Below are 15,515 nucleotides of genomic sequence, written 5' to 3'. Positions count from 1 at the left end.
TAAGACGGACTAAATACGTTTTACGCACGTTATCTAATGTTCCTTCTCACTCAAATGGATGTGTACATGAGCAACAATTTCTTTAGATTAAATCATACAACCAAAACTCTTGGAAAGATATTTCCTGCCTTGTTGATATGCACCCCTGCGGTTGCGTTTTCTGCAACGATTGACCAATCAACTTCTGTTCCTCAAGATTTCTCAGCCGATGCTGAATATATTATTAATAAAAACGTGACGATCTCCTCCGCCGGTAGTGAAGCGGCGGTATCGGTCTCTGGGTTTGCGATCGATAATGTCACTAACAAAGGAAATATTTCCGGTACAGGAACTGGCCTGGATATTAATACTGGCGCGCAACGTGTAGTTATTAACAATGACAGTGGTGCAACCATTTCTTCCACCACAGCGAATGCTGTCAATATTCAGTCATTACTCGGCGATTTCAACAACAATGGAAATATCATCGGTGCGGAAAATGGCATTTATGTCAGTGAAAGCTCCTCAGCAGTAAATATTACCAACACCAGCACTGGAGTGATAAAAGGAAAAACAGGCCTGAGTTCTCAGACTGGCATTGGCATTAATAACAGTGGTGCAATTATTGGTACAAGCGGTGACGCTATCACACTAGGCACTGGCAATACAAAGATATTAAACAGTGGTACCGTACAAGGAACCCAGAACGGCATTAATGTAAAAGATACGGCAAAAGTAGATATTACGAATAGCGGAACGATTAGTGGCGATACTGCGGCTATTATGTTCGCCAGCAATAAAAATAACACCCTGGTACTTGATACGGGTTCCACTCTTATCGGTAACGTTATTTCCACCAATTCCATGGGAAACACTCTCACTCTGATCGGCACCGGTACAGAAGACAGTAACTTCGTGGGTCTGAATGAAGGCGACGGTTTTGCCAGCGTAAAAATGGAGGGTGAAAGCTGGGCACTGTCGGGCGATCTCGACATTATTGGCTCTGGCGACTCCTTGCTGATAGAGACTGGCGCGTTAACCCTGTCGGGTGCGGTATCGAATACCGGTAATACGCGGGTGGCCAAAGACGCCTCGCTGCAACTGGGCGATGGCGAAAAAACTGCGACGCTCAGCGGTGGGCTCACCAACAATGGTACCGTCATTTTTAATCAGGGTAGCGATTTCACTTTCGCCACCGACATGACCGGTAGCGGTAACGTCGAAAAAGTTGATTCCAACACGCTGACCCTGACAGGCAAAAATAGCTATACAGGGAATACGGTTCTGCACGGTGGCACCACGCTGGTCTCCACCGGAGCAACGCTCGGCGTCAAGGGCAGTAACGCCACCGTTACCGTTGAAAACGGCGCGACCTTTGCCACCGCAGGCGAAGTGAACAACAATATCGCGATTCTTAGCGGCGGTACGCTGGCGGCATGGAATGCAGTCCAGGGTAATTCCACGCTCAGCGCTTCCGGTGTTGATACCATCAACGGCAACGTGGCTAATGGCGGCACGCTGTTGCTGAGTGCGGCTGATAATAGCGTTGGCAATAATTTTACGATTAATGGCGACTACACCGGCTCTGACGGTAGCCAGATTGTGATGAACAGCACTCTGGGTGAAGATAACTCACCAACTGACCACCTCACCATTACGGGCAGCAGCTTCGGTCAGTCCGGCGTCAGCATTACCAACATTGGCGGCGCAGGCGCGCAAACCCTTAACGGTATGGAAATTGTCAGCATTGGCGGCAGTTCCGAAGCCCAGCTGACGCTGGCAAAACCGGTCGTCGCAGGCGCTTGGGAGTATAACCTCTACCAGCACAGTGACGGAAACTGGTATCTGGAATCAAAGGCGACGCCTTCTGATGATCCTTCCGACGACACCGATGACGGTGGCAATAATGATGACGGCGGTAACACCGACGGCGGTGGCAACACCGATAATGGTGGTAACACCGATGACGGTGGTAACACAGATGACGGTGGTAACGCCGATGATGGTGGTAACACCGACAACGGCGGCAACACTGACAACGGCGGCAACACCGATAACGGCGGCAACACTGACAACGGTGGCAACACCGATAACGGCGGCAACACTGACAACGGCGGCAACACCGATAACGGCGGCAACACCGATAACGGCGGTAACAGTGCCCCGGAAGTTATGGCACCTGAAGTGGGTGCTTACTTAGGTAACTACCTTGCCGCGCAGAGCATGTTCCTGCATAAGCGCGACGATCGCGACCAGCTCACTTTCCGCAATGAAGACGATCTGAACACATGGATGTACGTTAAGGGTCGCTATCATGAGAACGATGCGGGTGGCGATAAAGTCAGCTACGACACCACCACCACCGTTCTGCAAGTCGGCAGCGATTTCATGAGCAAGCCAATGGATAACGGCATCCTGCGTGCCGGTGGTATGTTCGGTGCAGGCCAGGCGAAGACCCACTCTGATGCGAAGCACAACGTGCGTGACGCACAGGGTAAAGTTGATGGCTTCAATGTTGGGCTTTACGCCACCTGGCAGGAAGATCAGAAATTACGTCTGGGCAGCTACGTTGATACCTGGGCCGCTTATAGCTGGTACAACAACAAAGTCACCAGCAATCGTAACGATGAAGATTACGATAGCGAAGGTTTCGCCGCGTCTGTTGAAGTCGGCCACGCGTGGGTTATCCAGTCTGAAAATGAACGTACATGGAAGATCGAGCCACAGGCGCAGGTGATCTACAGCTATCTCGATCAGGAAAATCACACCGATCGCGACGGCGTACGCGTAACCACGCTGGACAATGACAGCGTCTTTGGTCGTCTTGGCGTTAAAGCAAGCTACTTCCAGCAGAAGGACGTCAAGGCCTGGCAGCCATACGTCGCAGTTAACTGGTTGAAAGGTGCTGGTCAAAACGATCTGGCATTCAACGACGAAACCGTCAGCAACGATACGCCAGAAGATCGTGGTCAGTTAGAGCTGGGCGTAACCGGCAACCTGAACGAAACCACAACGATCTCCCTGCGTGCCAGCGGTGAGTGGGGTGAAAACAGCTATGCCGCTTACGGCGGTCATATTTTGTTAAACCATCGCTGGTAATCGATCATTCTGACGCAAAAAAAGCAGTGGCATGTGCCACTGCTTTTTTTAGTTATCCAGCTCACCCATTGATTTAACCTGGTCACGGTTAATCTGTTCAGTTTGACCGGTTTCGGCGTTTTTGTACGATACCAGACTGGTATCGTCATCCACCTGCGGTTTCCCGTCAGTAACGATAGTTTTACCATCGGTGGTTTTTACGGCCTGATTTGACGAACAGCCCGCCACGGTGAACATTGCAGTGGCAGCCAGAACGGAAGCGATCAGTAGTTTATTTTGCATGGTGTTTTCCCCTGCTCTCAGTTGAATTTTCGTTATCGACCTAACCATTTTAGGCTAACTGACTGAAAGCGGATGAAAAACCAGAAGGTTCTTAAGATGGGTAAAGAAAACCGTAGGGCGGGTAAGCGAAGCGCCACCCGCCACTTGCCCGGCGGCGCTAACGCTTGCCGGGCCTACGCAGATTACTTGCTAATCTGAGCGTGCATTTCCTGCACCGAAATCACCTTCTCGGTGGCATCCGCATTCAGCGCCATGGCCGTCGCGAAACCGCCGTTCAGGGTGGTGTCGTAATGCACTTTATACTGGAGCGCGCTGCGGCGAATCAGCTTGGAGTCTTCAATCGCCTGGCGACCTGCGGTGGTGTTGATGATGTAGGTGTACTCACCATTCTTGATACGGTCCTGAATGTGCGGACGACCTTCATGCACCTTGTTCACCAGACGCGGGTTGATCCCAGCTTCACCCAGCACAATTGCCGTGCCGTGGGTTGCATCCAGCTCGAAGCCCTGTTTAAGCAGCTTGGCGGCCAGGTCAACCACGCGCTCTTTATCGCCTTCGCGAACGGAGAGCAGCGCACGGCCCGATTTTCTCATGGTGGAGCTGCTGCCCAGCTGTGCCTTGGCAAACGCTTCTGCGAAGGTGCGGCCCACGCCCATCACTTCCCCTGTAGAGCGCATCTCTGGCCCTAACAGTGGGTCAACGCCCGGGAATTTGTTGAACGGCAGCACCACCTCTTTCACCGAGTAGTACGGCGGGATGATTTCTTTCGTGACGCCCTGCTGAGCCAGCGTCTGGCCAGCCATCACGCGCGCCGCCACTTTCGCCAGCGGAATACCGGTCGCTTTAGAGACGAACGGTACGGTACGCGCCGCACGCGGGTTGACTTCAATCAGATAAACTTCGTTGTCTTTCACTGCGAACTGAACGTTCATCAGGCCGCGAACCTGTAGCTCGAAGGCCAGCTTCTGCACCTGCTGACGCATCACATCCTGAATCTCCTGGCTCAGGGTGTACGCAGGAAGAGAACATGCGGAGTCACCGGAGTGCACACCAGCCTGCTCGATGTGCTCCATGATGCCGCCAATCAGCACCATTTCGCCGTCGCAGATAGCGTCAACGTCGACTTCAACCGCGTCGTCGAGGAAGCGGTCGAGCAGCACTGGCGCATCGTTGGAAACGCTCACCGCCGTCTGGAAGTAGCGACGCAGGTCGGCTTCGTCATAGACGATTTCCATCGCACGGCCGCCCAGTACGTAGGATGGACGCACCACCAGCGGGTAACCAATCTCTTTCGCTTTCTCAACGGCCATTTCAATCGCGGTCACGGTGGCGTTCGCCGGCTGTTTCAGCTTGAGACGATCAACTGCCTGCTGGAAACGCTCGCGGTCTTCCGCACGGTCAATCGCGTCCGGGCTGGTGCCGATGACCGGCACACCTGCTGCTTCCAGCGCACGCGCCAGCTTCAGCGGAGTCTGGCCGCCATACTGCACGATCACGCCTTTCGGCTTCTCGATGCGCACGATTTCAAGCACGTCTTCCAGGGTTACCGGCTCGAAGTAGAGGCGGTCGGAAGTGTCGTAGTCGGTCGAGACGGTTTCCGGGTTACAGTTGACCATGATGGTCTCGTAACCGTCTTCGCGCAGCGCCAGCGAGGCATGCACGCAGCAGTAGTCGAACTCAATGCCCTGGCCGATACGGTTTGGACCGCCGCCAAGCACCATTATCTTGTCGCGGTCGACGGACGGGTTCGCCTCGCACTCATCTTCATAGGTGGAGTACATGTACGCGGTATCGGTCGAGAACTCTGCCGCACAGGTGTCCACGCGCTTGTAAACCGGGTGCAGGTCATACTGGTCGCGCAGCTTGCGGATCTCCGCTTCACGTACGCCCGCCAGTTTAGCCAGACGCGCATCGGCGAAGCCTTTACGCTTCAGCATGCGCAGGAAGTCTGCGTCAAGGCCGTTGATGCCCAGCTCTGCCACTTTCTCTTCCAGACGCACCAGCTCTTCAATCTGCACCAGGAACCAGCGGTCGATGTTAGTCAGGTTAAATACGCCGTCGACGGAGAGGCCCGCACGGAAGGCATCGGCGATGTACCAGATACGCTCTGCGCCCGCGTCTTTCAGCTCGCGGCGGATTTTGGTCAGTGCTTCCGGGTCGTCCAGGCTGACTTTCGGGTCAAAGCCGGTCGCGCCCACTTCCAGGCCACGCAGCGCTTTTTGCAGGGATTCCTGCTGCGTGCGGCCAATCGCCATGACTTCACCAACGGATTTCATCTGGGTAGTCAGACGGTCGTTCGCGCCGGCGAATTTCTCGAAGTTAAAGCGAGGAATTTTAGTCACAACGTAGTCGATGGACGGTTCGAAGGACGCTGGCGTGCGGCCACCGGTGATGTCGTTCATCAGCTCGTCAAGGGTGTAACCCACCGCCAGTTTCGCCGCCACTTTCGCAATCGGGAAGCCGGTGGCTTTGGAGGCCAGCGCGGAGGAACGGGACACGCGCGGGTTCATTTCGATAACAATCAGACGGCCGGTTTTCGGGTTCACCGAGAACTGCACGTTCGAGCCGCCGGTTTCCACGCCGATTTCACGCAGTACCGCCATCGAGGCGTTACGCATGATTTGGTACTCTTTGTCGGTCAGCGTCTGAGCTGGCGCAACGGTGATGGAGTCGCCGGTGTGGATCCCCATCGCGTCGAAGTTTTCGATGGAACAGACGATGATGCAGTTGTCGTTTTTATCACGCACCACTTCCATCTCGTACTCTTTCCAGCCAATCAGCGATTCATCAATCAGCAGCTCTTTGGTTGGGGAGAGATCCAGACCGCGTTCGCAAATCTCTTCGAACTCTTCGCGGTTGTAGGCGATACCGCCGCCGGTGCCGCCCATGGTGAATGATGGACGGATGATGCACGGATAGCCCACGTCAGCCGCGACGGCCAGCGCTTCTTCCATATTGTGTGCGATACCGGAACGCGCGGTGTCGAGGCCAATTTTTTTCATTGCTACGTCGAAGCGACGACGGTCTTCTGCTTTATCAATCGCGTCGGCGGTTGCACCAATCATGGTCACGCCGAACTCTTCCAGCACGCCCTGACGCTCCAGCTCCAGTGCACAGTTCAGCGCCGTCTGGCCGCCCATGGTCGGCAGCACCGCATCCGGACGCTCTTTCTCGATAATTTTGCGTACCACTTCCCAGTGAATCGGCTCAATGTAGGTCGCATCTGCCATTTCCGGGTCGGTCATGATGGTGGCCGGGTTAGAGTTGACCAGGATGACGCGGTAACCCTCTTCGCGCAGGGCTTTACACGCCTGCGCGCCGGAGTAGTCAAATTCGCAGGCCTGGCCGATCACGATCGGGCCAGCGCCAAGGATCAGGATGCTTTTTATGTCTGTACGTTTTGGCATGGTCTTCTCAGCTCCTGATTATTTAGCAGTCTTACGGTATTGCTCGATAAGTTCGATGAAGTGATCGAACAGCGGCGCGGCATCGTGTGGGCCCGGGCTGGCTTCAGGGTGGCCCTGGAAGCTGAACGCAGGCTTATCGGTGCGATGGATACCCTGCAAGGTACCATCGAACAGTGACTTATGCGTCACGCGCAGGTTAGCTGGCATCGTCGCTTCATCCACAGCGAAGCCGTGGTTCTGCGCGGTGATCATTACCGTGTTGTTGTCGATATCTTTCACCGGGTGGTTACCACCATGGTGGCCGAACTTCATCTTGACGGTGTTCGCTCCGCTCGCCAGCGCCAGCAGCTGATGGCCGAGACAGATGCCGAATACCGGGATATCGGTTTCAAGGAAGGACTTAATGGCGTCGATAGCGTAGTCGCACGGCGCCGGGTCGCCAGGACCGTTAGAGAGGAAGATGCCGTCCGGGTTCATCTTCAGAACATCTTCCGCAGACGTTTGTGCCGGGACGACCGTCAGGCGGCAGCCACGGTCAACCAGCATACGCAGGATGTTGCGCTTGGCACCAAAATCGTAGGCCACCACGTGGAACGGCAGCTCGCTTTCCGGTTTCGCTTCCGGCAGGTCGCCTTCCAGCGTCCAGCTTCCCTGCGTCCAGCTGTAGGCTTCTGTGGTAGTCACTTCTTTCGCCAGGTCCATACCGTTCAGGCCCGGGAAGGCTTTCGCTTTTTCCAGCGCCAGCGCCGCATCGAGGTTGTCCCCTGCGATGATGCAGCCATTTTGTGCACCCTTCTCGCGCAGCAGACGCGTCAGCTTACGGGTATCGATATCGGCAATCGCCACAATGTTATGGCGCTTCAGGTAAGAAGAGAGGTCTTCGGTGTTGCGGAAGTTGCTGGCAATCAGCGGCAGGTCGCGAATGACCAGGCCTTGCGCATGTACCTGAGAGGATTCTTCGTCAGCCGCATTGGTGCCGACATTGCCGATATGAGGATAAGTAAGAGTAACGATTTGGCGAGAATAGGAAGGATCAGTGAGGATTTCTTGATAACCGGTCATTGAAGTATTGAAAACGACTTCCCCAACCGCCGAACCCGTTGCCCCTATGGCCCGACCGATAAACTGGGTTCCGTCTTCCAGAACCAATAGCGCTGACTTAATCAAAACACCCTCCAGAGAATATTCACTCACTTTATTTGCATATTAATTCATAACCATGTCATGGATCAATGCAAATGTGTTGCCAGCGGATTTTTGGCAAACGGCGGCATTCTGGGGATTTGCCATGTAAAAGTCAACTTAAAACGGGGATTTTGTTTATTCTTTTGCAGGCCTGACGGCCTGATTTCAAATTAAGCGGCAAAAAGGTCAACTAAATCACTGTGGAAACCGCTTGCGCAGGCAGTTTAAAAGAAACAGTCGTCTTGCGGGGATAGAAAGTGGACCAAACGGTCAAAATTTACAGTGCGGCAACATAAAATAGCTTGAAAACACTTACTTTTAATGAGTTAAATACAATAATTATTTTAAAAAGACAAAATAAAAGGGCAATAAAATATTGCCCTATGCAATCAAACAGTTACGACTGCAACAACCACATCACGATGGGTAATAACGCTTACAAATTGTTGAGTTCGAGCACATCTCGCATATCAAAAAGACCATTTGGCTTACCTTTTAGCCACAGTGCGGAGCGTACCGCCCCGTTTGCAAACGTCATGCGGCTGGATGCTTTATGTGTGATTTCGACCCTTTCACCAATATCGGCGAACATAGCAGTATGTTCGCCGACGATATCACCCGCGCGAACGGTGGCAAAACCAATGGTGCCAGGCACGCGCTCGCCAGTGTGACCTTCGCGAGAATAGACCGCGATGTCTTTCAAATCTTTATCCATTGCATAAGCAATCGCTTCGCCCATCGCCAGCGCCGTGCCAGATGGGGCATCGACTTTATGGCGGTGGTGCGCTTCAATAATCTCAATGTCGGTATAGTCGCCCATCACCTTCGCTGCCTTTTCCAGCAGTTTAAGCATAACGTTAACGCCTACGCTAAAGTTCGCGGCGAAGACAATTGCAATGTCGGCGGCTGCTTCCTGAATGGCCTGTTTACCGGCATCATCGAAACCGGTGGTGCCAATCACCATCCCTTTACCGTGCTGGCGGCAAAACGCCAGGTGAGTCAAAGTGCCTTCCGGACGGGTAAAGTCGATGAACACGTCAAAGTCTTCTTTCACCGCCTCCAGGTTGCTCTGTACGGTAACGCCTGTCTTGCCCGCGCCTGCCAGCTCGCCCGCATCGGAGCCCAGCAGGGATGAACCTTCACGCTCCAGCGCCGCGCCAAGTGCCACGCCATCCATCTGTAGTGCCGCCTGAATCAGCTGGCGACCCATACGTCCACCCGCGCCCGCAATGGCGACACGGATCTGTGCATCATGCATAGTTATTCTCTTACGTTAAAATGATGTAAACCGTTTTCAGATTAACCAGCCTTCGCTAAGGCTGCCAACTGAAAACACCAATAATTAGAATTTAACGTGAAACCGACTCAGATATCAGTAAAAGACATGATTTTGTCGTCACGATAAGATACGAAGCAAAAAAAAGGCCAGCACAGAAGGTGCTGGCCTTTCATCAGAAAAGAAATTATTCCACTTCGCGGGCGTCGATTCGCAGCTCTTTCGGCACTTCAAAGACAATGTTCTCTTCACGGCCTTCCAGCGGCACCGCTTCGCCACCACCCAGCTCTTGCAGGCGGGCAATGACGTTTTGCACCAGAATATCCGGCGCTGAAGCACCTGCGGTAACACCGACGCAGGCCGCGTTTTTCACCCACGCTTCCTGAATGTCCGTTGCGTCGTCGATCAGAAACGCCGCTTTCCCCATACGCTGCGCCAGTTCGGCCAGACGGTTAGAGTTAGAGGAGTTTTTTGAACCGACCACCAGCACCACGTCCGCCTGTTCAGCCAGCGCGCGCACGGCTTCCTGACGGTTGGTGGTTGCGTAGCAGATATCATCTTTGCGCGGCCCGACGATTTTTGGGAAGCGCTGGCGCAGGGCGTCAATCACGTCTGAGGTGTCGTCCACGGAAAGCGTCGTCTGGGTCATAAACGACAGACGCGCTTCGTTTTTCACATTCAGCGTAAAAACGTCTTCCGGCGACTCAACCAGATACATACCCCCTTCCGGGTTGCTGTACTGACCCATGGTGCCTTCAACTTCCGGGTGACCGGCATGGCCAATCAGAATCGACTCTTCACCACGACGGCTTGCACGCGCCACTTCCATATGCACCTTGGTCACTAACGGACAGGTGGCATCGAATACGGTCAGATCGCGGCTTTTGGCTTCGTTACGTACGGCCTGGGATACGCCGTGCGCGGAGAAGATGAGGATTGCGCCGTCCGGCACTTCGCTGATCTGCTCGATAAAAATCGCACCGCGCTCGCGCAGGCTGTCGACCACGTAGCGGTTGTGCACCACTTCGTGACGCACGTAAATCGGCGCGCCGTAAATCTCCAGCGCATTTTCAACAATGCTGATAGCGCGGTCTACACCAGCGCAAAAACCGCGCGGGTTAGCCAACAGGATCTGCATTTCAGTCCTCCAGCGCGGATCGATCTCCAGCACTTCTACATCAAAATGAACGGTACGCCCGGCAAGCGGATGGTTGAAGTCAACGGTGATGGAATCCCCGTTGATTTCGCGGATCACGCCAGGCATTTCACTGCCGTCCATAGCGGTAAAGAGCATAATCGCCCCGATCTCCGGTTCACCCGCATCCATAAACTCACGGCGCGAGAAGTACTGAATCAGATCCGGGCTTGGCACACCGAATGCCGCATCCGGCTCCAGTGAGAACGCTTTTTTCTCACCCACTTTCAGCCCGAGAAGCTGTTGTTCGAGGCCTTCAGACAGGGAGGTGTCGCCCAGACGAAACAGCGCCGGTTTGCCATTGTTGCGGGTGGACTCGGCCGTGGAGCCGTCATCCAGCTTCAGCGTGAAATGAACGAGAACCGCGCTGTTGCTCTGTACGGATTTAGACATGCAAATTGCTCGCTTGTTTTGGGTCACCTGTTGCCCGGTGGCGCTACGCTTACCGGGCCTACGGGGGCCACAAATTCTGTAGGCCGGGATCGCTACGCGTCACCCGGCTGGTTTTGTTACACCTGCTCTTTCGCGGCCGGTTTAGGCAAGAAGCCTTCCAGCACGATTAACGCTGCACCAACGCATATTGCGCTATCGGCGAGGTTAAAGGTCGCAAAGTGCCAGTCGCCGACGTAGAAGTCGATCATATCGACTACAAAGCCGTGCCACAGGCGGTCAAACAGGTTACCCAGTGCGCCACCAATGATCAGCGCGTAGGCGATGTTATTCAGCTTTTGCGTGGCCTTCGAGCGGTACATCAGCACCGCGAGCACGACGCAGATACCCATTGCGATACCTGCGAAGAACCAACGCTGCCAGCCACCGCTGTCGGCAAGGAAACTAAACGCCGCGCCGTAGTTGCGGGCGTAGTGCAGGTTAAGCGACGGGAACAGCGGGACCGTATCCCCCAGAGCGAAATTCTGGAGGATCAGGAACTTGCTGCCCAAATCAATAATCAGCACCACTACCACCAGCCACAGCCAGCGCAGTCCTGTTGAACAGAGAGTTTTACTCATCAGGCAAACTTACGTTTTTCGCCGTCGCCGGCGACGTTGCTTACACAGCGTCCGCAGATGTCTGCGTGTTCCGCCACCTGGCCGACATCGGTAGTGTAATGCCAGCAACGCGGGCATTTTTCACCATCGGCTTTGCTCAGTGCGACCTTCAGTCCTTTGAGCAGTTCGCTCTGCTGAGCATCAGCAGATGCCTCGGCATAATCCGCAACTTTCGCACCGGAGGTCAACAGGACAAATCGTAATTCATCGCCCAGCGCGGTCAGCTTCGCGGCCAGCTCAGGCTCTGCGTACAGGGTCACCGTCGCTTCCAGAGAGCCACCGACTTTCTTGTCAGCGCGCGCCTGCTCGATAACCTTGTTCACTTCGCCACGCACTTTCAGCAGCTCGTCCCAGTAGGCGTCGTTCATTGCTTCAGTGCTGGAGAGGTCGAACAGACCTTCGTACCACTCGCCGGTGAAGACATACTTCTCACGTTCGCCCGGCAGGTAACCCCAGATTTCATCTGCGGTGAAGGACATGATCGGCGCCATCCAGCGTACCAGCGCCTCTGCGATGTGGAACAGCGCGGTCTGGCAGCTACGACGCGCCACGCTGTCCGCTTTCGCGGTGTACTGGCGGTCTTTGATGATGTCGAGATAGAACGACCCCATCTCAATGGAGCAGAAGCGCATCAAGCGCTGCACCACTTCGTGGAAGTCGTAAGACTCATAGGCTTTCAGAATATCTTCCTGTGCCGCTTTCGCGCAGCCTACCGCCCAGCGATCGAGCACCACCATCTCTTCCGGCTTCACCATGTCTTTTACCGGATCAAACCCGTTCAGGTTCGCCAGCAGGAAGCGCGCAGTGTTACGGATACGACGATAGCTGTCAGCAGCACGTTTCAGGATCTCGTCAGACACCGCCATTTCGCCCGTGTAGTCGGTGGATGCCACCCACAGGCGTAGAATATCCGCGCCCAGCTTGTTCATCACGTCCTGCGGAGAAACGGTGTTACCGATGGATTTGGACATCTTACGGCCCTGACCATCCACGGTGAAGCCGTGGGTCAGTACCTGGCGGTAAGGTGCTTTGCCCTTCATGGCGGTGGAGATCATCAGGGATGACATGAACCAGCCGCGGTGTTGGTCGGAGCCTTCCAGATACATGTCGGCAGCGTGACCGGCGAACTCAGGGCGCACGTCAACCACGGAGGAGTGGGTAGACCCGGAGTCGAACCACACGTCCAGGGTATCCGGCACTTTCTCGTAGTTGTCCGCGTCAGCGCCCAGGATGTCACGGGAATCGAGATCCCACCACGCCTGAATGCCGTCAACTTCAACGCGCTTAGCCACCTCTTCCATCAGTTCCAGGGTGTTCGGGTGCAGTTCCTGCGTCTCTTTATGCACGAACAGCGACATCGGCACGCCCCAGGTGCGCTGACGGGAGATACACCAGTCAGGACGGTTAGCCACCATGGATTCGATACGCGCCTGGCCCCAGTCCGGGATCCACTGCACGCCTTTGATCTCTTTCAGAGACTGCTCGCGCAGGCCTTTCTGGTCCATGCTGACGAACCACTGCGGGGTCGCACGGAAGATAATCGGGGTCTTATGGCGCCAGCAGCACGGATAGCTGTGCTGCATTTTCTCAACGTGCAGCAGCGCGCCGCTGGTGCGAAGCATGTCAACGATGATGTCGTTGGCTTTAAAGACGTTGATACCGTCCAGCGCCGGGTAGGTGCCAGGCAGGTAAGAGCCATCCGGACCGACCGGGTTGGCGATTTCCAGACCGTATTTCAGGCTGATGTTGTAGTCGTCAGGACCGTGGCCGCCGGCGGTATGCACCGCACCGGTACCGGCGTCCAGCGTGACGTGGTCGCCCAGGATCGCCGGAACGTCGAAGTCCAGGAACGGGTGTTTGAAGCGCATCAGCTCCAGCGCGTCGCCTTTTAAGGTACCCAGCACGCTGTAATCAGTGATGTTCGCGCGTTTAAGCACGCTTTCAACCAGATCTTTTGCCAGGATAACCGCGCGACCATCAATTTGTACCAGCGCGTACTCAAACTCACCGGACAGGGAAATGGCACGGTTGGCTGGTAACGTCCACGGGGTGGTGGTCCAGATAACCAGCGAGACTGGACCGCTTACGCCTGGCAGGCCAAATTTAGCTTTGATCGCATCCTGATCGACCGCTTCGAACGCCACGTCGATAGAAGGCGAGGTTTTGTCGTAATACTCTACTTCCGCTTCTGCCAGCGCAGAACGGCAGTCCACGCACCAGTGCACCGGCTTAGCGCCTTTATGCAGGTGACCGTTGCCGATGATTTTACCCAGCGCACGGATAATGTTGGCTTCGGTTTTGAAGTCCATGGTCAGGTACGGGTGCGACCAGTCGCCCAGCACGCCCAGACGGATGAAGTCAGCGCGCTGACCGTCAACCTGGGTGGCAGCGTATTCGCGGCATTTCGCGCGGAACTCTGCGGCGGTGAACTTCTCACCTGGCTTACCGTACTCTTGCTCCACTTTCAGCTCGATTGGCAGACCATGGCAGTCCCAGCCCGGAACATAAGGCGAGTCATATCCCGCGAGTCCTTTGGACTTCACGATAATGTCTTTCAGAATCTTGTTTACAGAGTGACCAATATGAATGCTGCCATTCGCATAGGGAGGGCCATCATGCAGAATGAAGGTTTTTTTGCCTTTTTTGGCTGCACGAATGATGCCGTACAGGTCATCATCAGTCCAACGCGCCAGCATTCCCGGTTCGCGCTTGGCGAGATCGCCGCGCATCGGGAACCCTGTTTCCGGCAAATTCAGGGTTGATTTATAGTCACTCATCAGATTCTCGGTTCCGTATTTATCACGTAGGCAGTTAAGCCGGTTCTAAAGCCCAAAAAACTCGCGGGCCGTTAATTCATCTCGCGCGATTTGCGCCTTAAGTTCATCCAGCGAAGCGAATCGCTGTTCATTGCGTATTTTTTTACGCAGTATCACATCTATATGGCGACCGTAGAGGTCCATTACAACGTCCAGCAGGTGTACTTCTAACTGTTGACGCACACCGGAAACCGTTGGACGTGTACCAATGTTGGCAACACCGTAAAAAGGCTTCTCACCCAGTCCTGCCACTTCCACCGCATAGACCCCTTTAACCGGGGAGACCTGACGACGCAGCGGTATATTCGCCGTCGGAAAACCTATCGTGCGGCCCAGCGCATCGCCATGGACCACACGACCTGAAATTGTGAACGGATGACCCAGCAGCGTTTCTGCCGTGTCCAGTTCATCGTTCGCCAGCGCCTGACGTACCGCCGTGCTGCTGACGCGCACCCCGCCCTCACAGAAGGTCATCGTACTGGTGACGTCAAACCCGTACTCCAGGCCAGCCTTCTGTAATAACAAGAAATCGCCCTGACGACCAGCGCCAAAGCGGAAATCATCGCCCACGGCGAGAAACTGCACGCCAAGCTGCCTGACCAACAGATCGCTGACAAAGTTTTGTGCGGTCAGCGCGGCAAACCGACGGTCGAAGCGTACGCACAGGACGTAGTCCACGCCGGACTCCGCCAGGTAGCGTAACTTCTCACGCAGACGCGTCAGCCGCGCGGGGGATTTCTCGCCGGCAAACAGCTCCAGCGGCTGCGGTTCGAAAATCATCACCACAACGGGCAGGCCACGCGCCTCCCCTTCTTTACGCAATCCCTGCAACAGCGCCTGATGCCCACGATGCACGCCGTCAAAATTACCAATGGTCAGCACGCACCCGTGCGGGGCTTGACTGAGATTATGTATGCCGCGTATCAGCTTCATGACTGGCTCAAAACAGTGAAAATCGCCAAAGTATACCTTGTACGGCGGTTAAGGTTAACCGGCGATTGTTCACGCGAAACAGAAAGCCGTATGATTTCATCAGGCTGACCTTTCACAGCAAAAAAATCTGCCCGAGAACTGCGATTTTTATGCCGAAAGGCTGTATTCACGAAAGACAAGCTGGTAGAATCCTGCGCCATCACTACGTAACGTAGCGTCGCTCATTAACGGCGCTTATTTGCACAAATCCATTGACAAAAGAAGGCAAAGAGGGCATATTCCTCGGCCTTTGAA

General features: G+C 54.8%; 9 protein-coding genes and 2 pseudogenes. 1 reads left to right on the top strand and 10 read right to left on the bottom strand.

Annotated elements, in window-relative coordinates:
• Nucleotides 1-54: 54 nt before the first annotated feature.
• Nucleotides 55-3,078, top strand: coding sequence for an autotransporter outer membrane beta-barrel domain-containing protein (locus tag ACQG1K_RS03360; protein ID WP_426721009.1), 3,024 nt, complete (start codon nt 55-57; stop codon nt 3,076-3,078).
• A gap of 48 nt (nt 3,079-3,126) precedes the next feature.
• Here ACQG1K_RS03360 and ACQG1K_RS03355 read toward each other — a convergent pair whose 3' ends face one another.
• The 10 genes and pseudogenes from ACQG1K_RS03355 to ACQG1K_RS03310 form a co-directional block, all read right to left on the bottom strand.
• Complete coding sequence (locus tag ACQG1K_RS03355; protein WP_426720955.1) at nt 3,127-3,360, bottom strand: YgdI/YgdR family lipoprotein; 234 nt, start codon at nt 3,358-3,360, stop codon at nt 3,127-3,129.
• A 182-nt stretch (nt 3,361-3,542) separates the two neighbouring features.
• Entirely contained in the window at nt 3,543-6,767 is a 3,225-nt protein-coding gene (carB, locus tag ACQG1K_RS03350) for a carbamoyl-phosphate synthase large subunit (RefSeq protein WP_032625437.1), read from the bottom strand.
• Between the two features lie 18 nt (nt 6,768-6,785).
• Complete coding sequence (carA, locus tag ACQG1K_RS03345) at nt 6,786-7,934, bottom strand: glutamine-hydrolyzing carbamoyl-phosphate synthase small subunit (protein WP_023299297.1); 1,149 nt, start codon at nt 7,932-7,934, stop codon at nt 6,786-6,788.
• 454 nt (nt 7,935-8,388) lie between these two features.
• Nucleotides 8,389-9,210 carry a 4-hydroxy-tetrahydrodipicolinate reductase gene (dapB, locus tag ACQG1K_RS03340; protein WP_022647011.1) on the bottom strand — a complete coding sequence of 274 codons (822 nt, stop codon included), beginning with the start codon at nt 9,208-9,210 and terminating at the stop codon, nt 8,389-8,391.
• A gap of 205 nt (nt 9,211-9,415) precedes the next feature.
• Nucleotides 9,416-10,366 carry a 4-hydroxy-3-methylbut-2-enyl diphosphate reductase gene (ispH, locus tag ACQG1K_RS03335; protein WP_022647010.1) on the bottom strand — a complete coding sequence of 317 codons (951 nt, stop codon included), beginning with the start codon at nt 10,364-10,366 and terminating at the stop codon, nt 9,416-9,418.
• An 18-nt stretch (nt 10,367-10,384) separates the two neighbouring features.
• A pseudogene (fkpB, locus tag ACQG1K_RS03330) lies at nt 10,385-10,816 on the bottom strand (FKBP-type peptidyl-prolyl cis-trans isomerase); the annotation flags it as partial.
• Between the two features lie 116 nt (nt 10,817-10,932).
• The gene (lspA, locus tag ACQG1K_RS03325) at nt 10,933-11,433 is read right to left on the bottom strand and encodes a signal peptidase II (protein WP_023299295.1); all 501 of its coding nucleotides are present in this window, start codon (nt 11,431-11,433) and stop codon (nt 10,933-10,935) included.
• Nucleotides 11,433-14,249, bottom strand: coding sequence for an isoleucine--tRNA ligase (gene ileS, locus ACQG1K_RS03320; protein ID WP_199159474.1), 2,817 nt, complete (start codon nt 14,247-14,249; stop codon nt 11,433-11,435). The genes lspA and ileS overlap by 1 nt, the downstream gene beginning before the upstream one ends.
• A 45-nt stretch (nt 14,250-14,294) precedes the next feature.
• Nucleotides 14,295-15,221, bottom strand: coding sequence for a bifunctional riboflavin kinase/FAD synthetase (ribF, locus tag ACQG1K_RS03315; RefSeq protein ID WP_023299293.1), 927 nt, complete (start codon nt 15,219-15,221; stop codon nt 14,295-14,297).
• 7 nt (nt 15,222-15,228) lie between these two features.
• A pseudogene (locus ACQG1K_RS03310) lies at nt 15,229-15,446 on the bottom strand (DUF2575 domain-containing protein).
• Nucleotides 15,447-15,515: the final 69 nt, after the last annotated feature.

Source organism: Enterobacter cloacae complex sp. 402C9 (assembly GCF_050030745.1).
Taxonomy (GTDB): domain Bacteria; phylum Pseudomonadota; class Gammaproteobacteria; order Enterobacterales; family Enterobacteriaceae; genus Enterobacter; species Enterobacter intestinihominis.
Note: the sequence above shows the minus strand (reverse complement) of the source record. Positions and strands in the feature narration are given on the sequence as shown.

Coding starts and splice junctions, on each gene's coding strand:
- lspA (WP_023299295.1), bottom strand. CDS start 11,433: ATGAGTAAAACTCTCTGTTCAACAGGACTGCGCTGGCTGTGGCTGGTG.
- carB (WP_032625437.1), bottom strand. CDS start 6,767: ATGCCAAAACGTACAGACATAAAAAGCATCCTGATCCTTGGCGCTGGC.
- ACQG1K_RS03355 (WP_426720955.1), bottom strand. CDS start 3,360: ATGCAAAATAAACTACTGATCGCTTCCGTTCTGGCTGCCACTGCAATG.
- ACQG1K_RS03360 (WP_426721009.1), top strand. CDS start 55: ATGGATGTGTACATGAGCAACAATTTCTTTAGATTAAATCATACAACC.
- ispH (WP_022647010.1), bottom strand. CDS start 10,366: ATGCAGATCCTGTTGGCTAACCCGCGCGGTTTTTGCGCTGGTGTAGAC.
- ileS (WP_199159474.1), bottom strand. CDS start 14,249: ATGAGTGACTATAAATCAACCCTGAATTTGCCGGAAACAGGGTTCCCG.
- ribF (WP_023299293.1), bottom strand. CDS start 15,221: ATGAAGCTGATACGCGGCATACATAATCTCAGTCAAGCCCCGCACGGG.
- dapB (WP_022647011.1), bottom strand. CDS start 9,210: ATGCATGATGCACAGATCCGTGTCGCCATTGCGGGCGCGGGTGGACGT.